The following is an 11,725-nucleotide window of genomic DNA, read 5'->3' on the forward strand; positions in this document are numbered from 1 at the left end:
CCGCTAACCATTGTTCCAAGGAAACCGCTTTTGCAGCTCCCTTGGATATTATGGTTACAGATCAGATAATTATTCAGTCTTTGTTGCGCATATGAGGGAACAGCAGTACATCGCGGATAGACGCGGCATTCGTAAGCAGCATGATAAGACGGTCTACGCCGATTCCCAGTCCGCCTGTAGGCGGCATTCCGTATTCCAGTGCACGGATGAAATCATCATCCATCTCATGCGCTTCGTCATTCCCCTGCTCTTTCTCGTGAATCTGCGCCTCGAAGCGCTGACGCTGGTCAATCGGGTCGTTCAGCTCACTGAACGCATTCGCATGCTCACGGGCTACAATAAACAGCTCGAAGCGGTCGGTAAAGCGCGGATCCTGATCATTCTTTTTGGCCAGTGGTGATATTTCTACTGGATGTCCCATTACGAAAGTCGGCTGAATCAGCGTTTCCTCTACAAACTGCTCAAAGAATGCGTTAAGAATATGTCCGAAGGTCATATGCTTCTCAACCGGCACACGATGCTCCTTAGCCAGAGCCTGTGCTTCTTCATTCGTCATATGGACCCCGAAGTCTACGCCGGTTACTTCTTTGACAGCGTCCACCATGGTCACACGGCGCCAGCCTGGAGACAGGTCAACTTCTTGCCCCTGGTAGTTAATCACCTGGTTGCCAAGAACCTCCTGGGCGATATGAGCAATCATATTCTCTGTAAGCTGCATGATATCCTTGTAGTCCGCATATGCTTCGTACAGCTCAATCATCGTGAATTCCGGATTATGGCGTGTGGAGATCCCTTCGTTACGGTATACACGGCCGATTTCATATACTTTTTCCAAACCGCCTACGATCAGACGTTTCAGGTGAAGCTCGATTGCGATACGCATATACAGCTGCATGTCCAGCGTGTTGTGGTGTGTAATAAACGGACGGGCGGCGGCTCCACCGGCAATGGTATGCAGTGTTGGAGTCTCTACTTCCAGATAGCCCAGCGAGTCCAGATAACGGCGCATCGATTGGATAATCCGTGAACGCGCAATAAATGTCTGCTGTACTTCCGGATTAATAATCAGGTCAACATAACGCTGGCGGTAACGGAGCTCTACATCCTTCAGTCCGTGATATTTCTCTGGAAGCGGAAGCAGGGATTTGGACAGCACCTCAAGGTTATGCACTTTAATAGAGGTTTCGCCGGTCTTGGTCTTGAACAGGGTACCGCGGATTCCGATAATATCGCCCAGGTCCAGAATGGTGAAAGCTGCGTACTGGGATTCAGAAATGCTGTCCTGGCGGACATAAATCTGAATTTTGCCGCTGAGATCCTGGATGTGCGAGAAGCTCGCTTTACCCATTACCCGCTTAGCCATAATACGTCCTGCCACACTAACCTCAAGCGCCAGCTCGTCCAGTTCCTCATGGGTTAGTCCGTCATACTTGGCCAGAAGATCGCCAGCTGCTGCGGTACGCTCATATTTCTTGCCGAACGGGTCGATTCCCAGCGCGCGGAGCTCGTCCAGCTTACCCCGGCGGATCTGCAGCAGCTCACTTAGTTCACTCTCTGTAGTTTCCACGTTGTTGATTTCTTCCGACATGTTCTTCATCCTCTCTTACTCACGGTATACAAAAGAAGAAACGGCTCCGCCCTCATACCAAGGGGACAGTCCGTTCCAGTACAAAATATAAGCTGTATGTGTTCACCCATATTTTTCGGTTGTTATACGTTGCGCGAAGCCTATAAATTCTTTTCTTTTGAAAAAAGCTCCCCTAAGGAAGCTTTCGGATCCATCTTACTTCATTTTGATATCAAGAATTTTATATTGAATGACGCCTGCAGGGACACTTACATCCACAATGGTACCAATCTTCTTACCGATGATGGCTCTGCCTACCGGGCTCTCATTGGAGATTTTATTATTCAGCGGATCGGATTCGGCGGTTCCGACGATTGTATACTCCATAACGTCTCCGTACTCCATATCCTCAACGTTCACTGTTACTCCGATGCTTACCACATCTGTCACGATCTCATCACTATTAATGATACGCGCGTTGCGCAGCATCTTCTCCAAAGTCAGAACACGTCCTTCGATAAAGGCCTGCTCATTCTTTGCGTCTTCATATTCCGAGTTTTCACTGATATCTCCGTAGCCGATGGCCACTTTAATACGTTCCGCTACCTCGCGGCGTTTTACGGATTTGAGGGTCTCCAGTTCTTCTTCCAGACGCTTAAGTCCGTCCGGTGTAAGGATGACTTCTTTATCGCTCATCTCAACCGATTCTCCTGTCGTATACATTTATTGAAAACACCATACTATATGCGAATCCGGAGGGAACAGAACCCTCCTTCTCCATTGCTCCTGCTGTAACGGCGATTTTATACTGTGAAATTATATTGGAACCGCTACAAAATGTCAATGACGCCCCATATAATGTTTAGCGATATTCAATGATGCAGGCAGGGACGGGTCTGACAATGCGGCAAATCAGGGAATTAAACGGCCGAAAGAGCGCTATCCGCGCCTTCCTGCGCTTCTTCATCCTTAAGCTGAACGACAAAATCACTCAAAATCCGCACCATCTCGTCACGTTTCGTTTCTTCCATAATAACGTCCTTCACCCGGGCGGCTGACTTAAGCCCCTTCAAATACCAGGCCAGATGCTTGCGCATTTCGCGGACCGCCACCGCTTCACCCTTAAGGGCGATCAGACGGTCCATGTGAAGAATGGCCACCTTGATCTTCTCTTCAGCGTCCGGTTCAGGCATCAGCTCTCCAGTACTCAGATACTGAATGGTCCGGTACAGCATCCAAGGGTTGCCCAGCGCCCCCCGCCCGATCATTACGCCGTCACAGCCGGTCTGATCCAGCATCGCCCGCGCATCTTCAGGTGTATTCACATCACCATTGCCGATGACCGGAATGGATACAGCTTCTTTGGCCATCCGGATATACTTCCAGTCGGCATGCCCTGTATAGAGCTGCTCGCGGGTACGGCCATGAACACTGACTGCCTTGCCTCCGGCACGCTCAACTGCACGCGCATTCTCTTCGATAAAGATATGCTCGCTGTCCCAGCCGATCCGCATCTTCACCGTCACAGGTTTATCCACGGCATCCACAACGGCAGATACCATCTCATAAATCTTGTCCGGATTCAGCAGCCAGCGCGCTCCGGCATCACATTTCGTCACCTTCGGCACCGGACAGCCCATATTAATGTCAATGATATCGGCGTTCGTTTCTTTATCCACTATTTTGGCTGCATCAACCAGCGACTCGCGGTCTCCGCCAAAAATCTGCAGACTCAGCGGTTTCTCACGCTCATCCACAAACAGCATCTCGCGGGTACGCGCATTGCCATGCACAATAGCTTTGCCGCTCACCATTTCGGCACAGACTAGACCCGTCCCGAATTCCTTGGCAATCAGACGAAATGCAGGATTACACACGCCGGCCATAGGGGCCAACACCACCTGGTTCTTCATCTCAATATCGCCAATCTTCAACATTCGAATCACTTCCTTATATTGCGGATCAGCTTGAGGAGCTTACGTAGCCGGGTTGGCTAATTCATCGACCGTAACTCCCAGGACATCCGCAATTTTATTTAAAATTTGATCTTCTAAACGTCTATTACCCCGCTCGACCGCACCAAGCACGGCCAAGGATATTCCGACAGAATCCGCCAACTCCTGCTGAGTGTAACCCTTCAGCTTTCGGAACGCTCTAACCCGCCGTCCCATACGTTTGTTGTCCACAAGCGAATTCCTTCCTTTCCGTCTATGTCTTGAAGCGCTGTTGTAATTAAGCCGCGGAATCCGGAAGACTCTTCATTCTGCGAAACGATATCACTAAGCGGTAAGAGCACAAACGCACGCTCCAGCATCCGGGGATGCGGCAGCGTTAAGTCTGGTGTATCCAGGCTCAACCCCTCTACCCAAAGCAAATCCAAATCCACCGTTCTCGGCCCATAGCGGATATCACGTACACGGCCTAACCGGGTTTCTGTCTCCAGCATGACATGAAGCAGAGCCTCCGGAGCAAGCGTAGTACGCAGAGCCGCAGCCATATTAAGAAACTGGGGCTGATCCAGATAACCCACCGGCTCGGTCTCGTATACCGATGAGGTGCGTAGAACTTCAATCTCTTCATGCCGGTCCAGCTGGTTCAAAGCTTCTCTCAGCGTTCCTTCACGGTCGCCCAAATTAGCCCCTAAAGCAATATAAGCCTCTGATGCCTCAGAGGTAGAATGTATATTCATGACTCTGTCTCACTTTCTCGTCCGGCGCAGTTCTACGGTTACTCCCTGAAAATGAATATCGAATGGCGGATGCGGTTTCGTCACCTTGACGGTTACTGCATTGATAACAGTATAAGTGTCCAGTACTGCGGATGCAATATATTCTGCCAAAGCCTCGATCAGCTTGAAGGACTTTGTTTCGACAATTTTTTTGACCAGGAAATGTACTTCGGCATAGTTCACGGTTTGCTCCAGATCATCAGAGAGACCCGCTCCCTGCAAATCAAGCTCCAGCTCCAAATCCACATAATAGCGCTGGCCCAGCTTGCGCTCCTCTTCAAACACACCGTGATATCCGTAGTATTCCATGCGGTGCAGCTTCATTTTATCCATTAAGGGTACCTGCCTTCTCTTGAAAATAGTCTATTCACGCACCACAGGTGCTGCAGCATATAACATGGCATCGCACATATCTACTGTACGTTTGATTAAAGAGACATCATGCACCCGCACGATCTGGCAGCCCTGGGCAATTCCGAAAGCGACTGTAGCAGCGGTCCCTTCCACAACATCATCCGCCGGCAGATCGAGTGCGGTACGGATGAATTTTTTGCGCGAAGTGGCCAGCAGCAGCGGATACCCAAGCTCCCCCAGTACATCCAAGCCCATCATCGCCTGAAGATTCTCCGTATAATCCTTGGCAAAACCGATCCCGGGATCGAGAATGATATTCTGCGGCTCTACTCCGGCTGTCAGGGCAAGGTTAATGCTCGCGGTTAAATCCTCTGTCATATCGCTGATCAAATCCTGATAATTGCGGTTATGGCGGTTATGCATCAGGATAATCGGACAACCCGCCTGCGCGGCAACTGCCGCCATCTGCGGATCTGCTTTGGCCCCCCAGACATCGTTGATAATATGGGCACCGGCCTGAACCGCACGGCGCGCTACTTCCGCTTTGTAGGTGTCTATAGATAGCGGCAGATGAGGCGCAGCACGGTGGATACTCTCGATAACGGGCAGTACGCGTTCCAACTCATCCTCTATTCCTACCGGCTGATGACCCGGACGCGTTGACTCTCCGCCTATATCAATAATATCGGCACCATCGGCTGCCATTCGCAGTGCATGCTCTACCGCTCTATCCGGATCTGTCCATAATCCCCCATCGGAAAAAGAGTCCGGCGTCACATTGAGGATACCCATGATCAGGGTCCGTTCGCCTAGAATCAGCTCGCCGCTTCCGCAGCGGTAGCTCCGCTTATATATTACCGGCTTCATTCCAGCCTCCCCGCCCTTTCTCTGTAAAGCTTCAGGATTGCATCTGTCCGTTCTCCGCAGCGCCCGCTGCCTATCGTTATCCGCCGGTCCCCGTTCCAGAGCGCCGTTACCGGCACAATCTCCTGCACCGAATTCGTGAGGAAAATTTCGTCAGCCGCCTCAAGCTGCTCCCAGCGGTAAAAGCCTTGTTCTGGATAGAGGCCTGCGGATGCTGCCAGCTCCAGCACCATTTCCCGGGTAATTCCCGGGAGAATGCCTGTGGCTATATCGGGGGTATAGAGCCGGTTATCTGCGACGAAAAAGATGTTGCTCACAATTCCCTCGGATATGTCACCCGCTGCCGTCAGCATCAACCCCTCTGCTCCTCTAGACGCAGACGGGTGTCCGGCCAGCTCACGCTTAGCCAGAATGTTGTTCATATAATGCAGCGACTTCAGTCGCACAGGCCCTTCCGGGGTATTCCGCCGGTGATACAGCAGCTGCAGTTCTTTGCCTTCGCTATACAGGCTGTCCGGCAGTGCCGGCAGCGCTTTGATATACAGCAGCTGATTAGGCTGCTTGTAATCTCCTGCCGGCAGCCCAAGGATATCCTCACCGGCTGTGACTGTATAGCGGACATAAGCCTCGTTAAGCTCATTCTTGTCCATTACAAGCTGAATCCATTCCCGAAGCTGCTGCACATCCGGCGCAAAGGGAATACCCAGCTGCCTGCAGCCCTCTGCCATCCGGTCAAGATGCCTCTGCAGCAGAAAGGGCTCACCCCCGTAGGTGCGGAAGGTCTCAAACAGACCCATTCCGTACAAAAAGCCGTGATCCAGGGCGGAGACCACGGCGTCTTTGGCGTCGACTGCTTTGTTGTTAAGTCCTATATATTTCATGCCGGTTCTCCGGCTCTCCGTTTCAGGAAGTTGCGCAGCATCGTATGTCCATGATCGGTAATGATCGACTCGGGATGGAACTGCACGCCTTCGATCGGGTATTCCTTATGGCGCAAGGCCATAATCTCGCCTTCGGCCGTTTCTGCTGTAATCTCCAGGCAATCCGGCAGACTCTCACGTTCTACAATCAAGGAATGATACCGTGTTGCCGTAAACGGGGACTCCAGTCCTTCGAAGACAGAGGTGCCATTATGGTGAATCGGCGAGGTTTTGCCGTGCATCAGGCGTTCTGCCCGGATCACATTACCGCCGAAGGCTTGTCCGATGGCCTGATGACCGAGGCATACGCCAAAGATCGGGATGACTCCTTTGAAATGCTGCAGCAGCTCAAGGCTGATGCCTGCCTCATTCGGTGTACATGGTCCCGGAGAGATCAAAATATGATCCGGTGCCAGGGCCTCAATCTCCTGAATACTGATCTCATCGTTACGGGATACCTTAACGTCCTCCCCCAGCTCACCCAGATATTGCACCAGGTTATACGTAAAGGAATCATAATTATCGATGACCAAGATCATACTGCGCTTCCTCCTTCGGTGCCGGAGGTAGTCCGCAATTCCTGCCCGCGTTCACTGCAGAGAATCGCCTTCACTACCGCTTTGGCTTTGTTGTGGCATTCCCGGTACTCCCGGTACGGATCCGAATCGATCACAATACCCGCTCCTGTCTGAATGTAGCCGATTCCGTCCTTCACGGCCAGTGTACGTATAATTATATTTAATTCCATATTGCCATTATAGTCAATCCAGCCCATGGATCCAGTATATGGACCCCGGCGGACCGGCTCCAGCTCTTCAATAATTTCCATGGTGCGCACCTTGGGCGCGCCGGTGATTGTGCCGCCGGGGAATAAGGCGGCAATGACATCGTAAGCATCCTTGCCGGGTGCGGCGATGCCCTCCACCTGCGAGACGAGATGCATCACATGCGAGTATCGCTCCACGGTCAGCAGCTCCGGCACGCTGACCGTCCCGTACGCAGCGACACGGCCGATGTCGTTGCGCTCGAGATCGACAAGCATAATATGCTCGGCGATCTCCTTCTCGCTCCCGCGCAGCTCCGCCTCCATGGCGGCGTCCTCCGCGGGAGTGTGGCCCCGGCGCCGGGTACCGGCTATGGGGCGGGCGCTGACCTTGTCCCCGTGCAGCTTCACGAGCAGCTCCGGCGAAGCGCTGGAGAGGGCGAAGCCGGGCGTGCGGAGCAGCCCCATGTACGGGGACGGGTTGAGTCTGCGCAGCCACTCGTAGACATCCTCCGGCGAGGACTGCAGCTGCGCCTGCTTGCGCAGCGACAGGTTCACCTGGAAGACATCACCGGCACGGATGTATTCCTGAACATCCAGCACGGCCTGCTGGAATTGCTCCGGCGAGAAATCCGAGCTCATGCCTGGCCATTCTCCGGTGACACTAGCTTCAGTATCAATCAGGCAGGCAATGTCAGCATACTGGGCGGCAGCAGCTGCTTCAGAAGAAGCAGGTACCATGATACGCTGCCACTCCTCCAGCATTCGCTCCGCACGGCTCACAGCATCAAGATACATGGCATGCAGCTCAGCCCTGTTAGCGGATATCACAGCCGGAACAGGTACATGTACTGCACAATACACAATATCCTCGTGATGGTCATAGATCCACAGCTCTTCCAGCCTCATGAACAGATAATCCGGGAAATCGGGATCCCTCTTGGCACAGGACGGCAGCTTCTCCAGAGAGCGGACTACATCATAGCCGAGAAATCCGATACAACCTCCGGTGAAGGGCGGCTGCCCGTCGAACGGTACGCGGGGTGAGACATAATCCTTCATCCACTCCTGCAGCACTTTCAGCGGTTGCCCTTGAAGCAGCTCCGTAGCTTCAGGTTCAGCTTGTGCCTGTCCCACAGCCGCATCAGACAGACTGTAGAGCTCTGCGGTATCTCCAATACCCTTTATGACTGAAACCGGACGCAAGCCCAGATATGTATAACGTCCGCCCTTACCGCTCTCCAGGACCACGGAATATGGTGAAGCCATCTCCCAGGCTCTCTGCCAGCTGTCCGGCAATCCCCCTTTCTCCTGCCGTGAATGAAGGACCAGCGGAAGAACGCTCCAGGCTTCGTCCGCCCATTGTTCCCACTCCTGCCAAGCCGTTAAGATCTCCACATTTATCCCCCTAAAGTTTTGTGAAGCATAGCCTCGAAAGCATACGCTGGCTTCTACGATAGTTTATTGCCTGTCAGTATACTGTACATCCGGTTACTTTGAAAAGCCCGTAAACCTGATAAATGCTTATTATTCAGAAAAAGAGCCTGCGATATCCCTATGGAAGCGGATCGCAGGCTCTTCTGAATTGCTGGTTCTCAGCAATTATACTTCAAAGTTATACAGCGGTGTGCTCAGATAACGTTCGCCGTTACTTGGGATAATAACAACGATCTTTTTGCCTGCGCCCAGTTCCTTAGCTACTTTGAGGGCAGCGAATACAGCAGCGCCGGAAGAAATACCGGACAGAACACCTTCCTCTTTGGCTACACGGCGTGCCGTTTCGAAAGCTTCGTCATTCTCTACATGAATGATTTCATCATAGATATCCTGGTTCAGGATTTCAGGAACAAAGTTGGCACCGATCCCCTGGATTTTGTGGGGACCCGGTTTGCCTCCGGCCAGAATTGGAGAAGCTGCAGGTTCTACAGCATAGATCTTCACATCAGGATACTGGCTCTTCAACACTTCACCCGCACCACTAATCGTTCCGCCTGTACCGACACCTGCGATGAACGCATCCAGGGGTCCGCCAATGGATTCGATTGCTTCCACGATCTCCGGTCCAGTGGTCTCGCGGTGAATCTTCACGTTGGCTTTGTTCTTAAACTGCTCTGCAAGGAAGTAATCCGGATTCTCACTGAGGATTTGCTCAGCTTTCTTAACTGCCCCGTTCATCCCTTCAGATCCTGGAGTCAATACCAGCTCAGCACCATAAGCACGCAGCAGGTTGCGGCGCTCAAGGCTCATCGTTTCAGGCATAACAATAATCGCCTTGTAGCCTTTGGCAGCAGCAACAAGCGCCAGGCCAATCCCTGTATTACCGCTGGTCGCTTCTACAATGGTGCCTCCAGGTTTCAGGGAACCGTCTTTCTCAGCTTCTTCCACAATGCTGATAGCGATGCGGTCTTTCACACTCGAACCCGGATTTTGATATTCCAGCTTCAAGTAAATTTCTGCGGAACCCTCCGGAACAATCCGACCCAGACGAACGAGCGGTGTACCACCGATCAAATCTGTTACACTGTTGACGACTTTAGCCATGAGCAAAAACCTCCTTGGGATGATAGATGAATTGGGTGCGGAACCTGTGACAGTTATGATCAACATATGTTGTGCCGCTTATTATTTCCGACTAAATCAGTAGGTTTTACATTTAATCTCATATTATCAATCTTGCAGGCTGTTGTCAATATATATTGCTGTAGCGTATTTGGCACGCAAATCGCTTTCCACCTGCTGCAGGGGCGCCGCCTGTTCCAGCGCCAGCTCCTGGCGGATCAGCCCTCGGAGCTCATCCTGATCCGGCTTCCCGGGATCAATAAGCTTCTCCAGCCGGATCACGGCATAACCGCCTTCGACCTGAAGCGGCCCTGCGATGTCTCCAGCCTCAAGGCCCGCTGCTGTCTTCAGCAGCTCCTCCGGCCAGAACGGATCATTCTCCTCCACTGTTCCGATATTACCGCCATGCTGGCGGCTCTCCTCATCTGTGGATACCTCTCTGGCCAGGCCGGCGAAATCCTCTCCCTGCTCCAGGCGGTCCATAACCTGATTAGCCCCGTTATAGGTTGCCTGCTTAATCATAGAGAGCTGCATTTGCTTCCTGGGAGTGAATCTCTCGGCGTTTTGGGCCAAATAATCATCAATTTCAGTTTCACTGACCGTAATACCGGTGGTGGCTACCGCCTGAAGCGTCAACCGGTACGCGGTTTCCTCGTGCAGCTCCTGGCGGGAAAGACCAAGCTCAGACTGCATCTGGTCATAATACTGCTCCTCCGAACCGTAGCCGGACATGCCGCGCTTCAATTCCTGCTCAATCTCCTCATCGGTCACCGTAATACCGAGAGCTTTGGCTTCCTTGCCAACAACGATATGATTAAGCATGCCCAGCAGCACTTCATCTCCATGCTTTTTTTTGAGTTCATCTATCCATTCCCGGTCCGTGACCGGCTGGCCTCCGGCGGCAGCAATATCCGAAGCCTCCCCGTCTGCAGCCTCTCCCTTAAGCAGGGCCATTGCACGCAGGCTCCAGAATAAAAGACCTCCAAGCATTAAGGTCGCGACGGCGAGTAATATAACGGTATTGCGCAGCGCGCGCTCCTGTCTTGTCATCATCTCATAGCCCTACGATTTCGCTTGATCGAGGATTACCTGCAGTTCATCCTTGTTAAACACATAAGCTTCATTACAGTAATGACATATAACTTCAACCTGATCATCTTCTTCGATCAGCTGCTCCAGTTCGTGCTGGCCCAGACTGACCAGTGTCTCTTCTATCCGCTCACGCGAGCATTGACAGACAAAAGAGATCTCGAGTTCATCAAGGACTACAGCATCCGGCAGCAGCAGGCGAAGCATCTCTTCAGGCTCAAGGCCCTGGTCCAGGATCGCCGTCACTGAAGGCATCGCTCCGACGGCATGCTCAATCTCGGTGATCTCTTCATCTGTCAGGCCGGGCAGCAGTTGAATGATGAATCCTCCGGCAACTCTTACCGAATTATCTGTCTCCACCAATACACCCAGCCCTACAGCAGCAGGCGTTTGTTCCGAAATGGCAAAATAATAAGTGAAATCCTCGCCCAGTTCTCCTGAGACAATAGGCACACTGCCGCGATACGGCTCTTTCATCCCCAGATCCTTGCTGATATCAATGAACCCTTCCGTACCCACAGCACCTGCGACATCCAGCTTGCCAAGGCTATTGCTCGGCAGATGAACATGCGGATTACTCACATAACCGCGAACCTCACCCAGGGCATTGGATTCGGCCGTAATCTGTCCGAGCGGTCCATTCCCTTTGACCATAATCGCCAGCTTCTCCTGACCCTTGAGCATAGCGCCCATGATGGCTGCGGCGGTTACAGTACGGCCAAGCGCAGCTGTAGCTGTCGGATAGGTATCATGTCTGCGCCGCAATTCGTCGACAAGTTCTGTTGTCCGGACTGCGAACGCTCTGACCTTCCCGTTCATGGCAGTTCCCCGGATAAGCCGATCCTTCTTTTTTTCCATTGGGTGCTTACTCCTCCTATCTG

At 52.4% G+C, this 11,725-nt stretch carries 13 protein-coding genes; all 13 read right to left on the reverse strand.

What is annotated here, in order from left to right:
- Positions 1 to 73: 73 nt before the first annotated feature.
- On the reverse strand, positions 74 to 1,588 hold the full coding sequence (gene lysS, locus NSU14_RS31975; RefSeq protein ID WP_042132703.1) for a lysine--tRNA ligase: 1,515 nt from the start codon (positions 1,586 to 1,588) through the stop codon (positions 74 to 76).
- A gap of 195 nt (positions 1,589 to 1,783) precedes the next feature.
- Positions 1,784 to 2,263 carry a transcription elongation factor GreA gene (gene greA / locus NSU14_RS31980; RefSeq protein WP_039309541.1) on the reverse strand — a complete coding sequence of 160 codons (480 nt, stop codon included), beginning with the start codon at positions 2,261 to 2,263 and terminating at the stop codon, positions 1,784 to 1,786.
- 224 nt (positions 2,264 to 2,487) lie between these two features.
- Positions 2,488 to 3,504: a tRNA dihydrouridine synthase DusB gene (dusB, locus tag NSU14_RS31985; protein ID WP_042132702.1), complete on the reverse strand. Its 1,017-nt coding sequence runs from the start codon at positions 3,502 to 3,504 to the stop codon at positions 2,488 to 2,490.
- 39 nt (positions 3,505 to 3,543) lie between these two features.
- Positions 3,544 to 3,753 carry a helix-turn-helix domain-containing protein gene (locus tag NSU14_RS31990; RefSeq protein ID WP_039309539.1) on the reverse strand — a complete coding sequence of 70 codons (210 nt, stop codon included), beginning with the start codon at positions 3,751 to 3,753 and terminating at the stop codon, positions 3,544 to 3,546.
- Entirely contained in the window at positions 3,705 to 4,256 is a 552-nt protein-coding gene (gene folK, locus NSU14_RS31995) for a 2-amino-4-hydroxy-6-hydroxymethyldihydropteridine diphosphokinase (protein WP_039309538.1), read from the reverse strand. The genes NSU14_RS31990 and folK overlap by 49 nt, the downstream gene beginning before the upstream one ends.
- A 9-nt stretch (positions 4,257 to 4,265) precedes the next feature.
- Complete coding sequence (gene folB / locus NSU14_RS32000; RefSeq protein ID WP_039309536.1) at positions 4,266 to 4,628, reverse strand: dihydroneopterin aldolase; 363 nt, start codon at positions 4,626 to 4,628, stop codon at positions 4,266 to 4,268.
- Positions 4,629 to 4,658: 30 nt separating this feature from the next.
- A complete protein-coding gene (folP, locus tag NSU14_RS32005; RefSeq protein ID WP_340948478.1) occupies positions 4,659 to 5,516 on the reverse strand; it encodes a dihydropteroate synthase in 858 nt (285 codons plus the stop codon).
- Complete coding sequence (locus tag NSU14_RS32010) at positions 5,513 to 6,394, reverse strand: aminotransferase class IV (protein ID WP_336101288.1); 882 nt, start codon at positions 6,392 to 6,394, stop codon at positions 5,513 to 5,515. The genes folP and NSU14_RS32010 overlap by 4 nt, the downstream gene beginning before the upstream one ends.
- The gene (gene pabA / locus NSU14_RS32015; RefSeq protein ID WP_039309532.1) at positions 6,391 to 6,972 is read right to left on the reverse strand and encodes an aminodeoxychorismate/anthranilate synthase component II; all 582 of its coding nucleotides are present in this window, start codon (positions 6,970 to 6,972) and stop codon (positions 6,391 to 6,393) included. Before pabA ends, NSU14_RS32010 begins: the two co-directional genes overlap by 4 nt.
- Positions 6,969 to 8,594, reverse strand: coding sequence for an anthranilate synthase component I family protein (locus NSU14_RS32020; protein WP_340948479.1), 1,626 nt, complete (start codon positions 8,592 to 8,594; stop codon positions 6,969 to 6,971). Before NSU14_RS32020 ends, pabA begins: the two co-directional genes overlap by 4 nt.
- A gap of 204 nt (positions 8,595 to 8,798) precedes the next feature.
- Entirely contained in the window at positions 8,799 to 9,737 is a 939-nt protein-coding gene (cysK, locus tag NSU14_RS32025; protein ID WP_042132698.1) for a cysteine synthase A, read from the reverse strand.
- Positions 9,738 to 9,863: 126 nt separating this feature from the next.
- The gene (locus tag NSU14_RS32030; protein WP_340948480.1) at positions 9,864 to 10,808 is read right to left on the reverse strand and encodes a peptidylprolyl isomerase; all 945 of its coding nucleotides are present in this window, start codon (positions 10,806 to 10,808) and stop codon (positions 9,864 to 9,866) included.
- Positions 10,809 to 10,817: 9 nt separating this feature from the next.
- On the reverse strand, positions 10,818 to 11,702 hold the full coding sequence (hslO, locus tag NSU14_RS32035; RefSeq protein ID WP_042132697.1) for an Hsp33 family molecular chaperone HslO: 885 nt from the start codon (positions 11,700 to 11,702) through the stop codon (positions 10,818 to 10,820).
- Between the last annotated feature and the right edge of the window lie 23 nt (positions 11,703 to 11,725).

This window comes from Paenibacillus sp. FSL R10-2771 (genome assembly GCF_038000205.1).
In the GTDB taxonomy this organism is placed as follows: domain Bacteria; phylum Bacillota; class Bacilli; order Paenibacillales; family Paenibacillaceae; genus Paenibacillus_AQ; species Paenibacillus_AQ phytohabitans.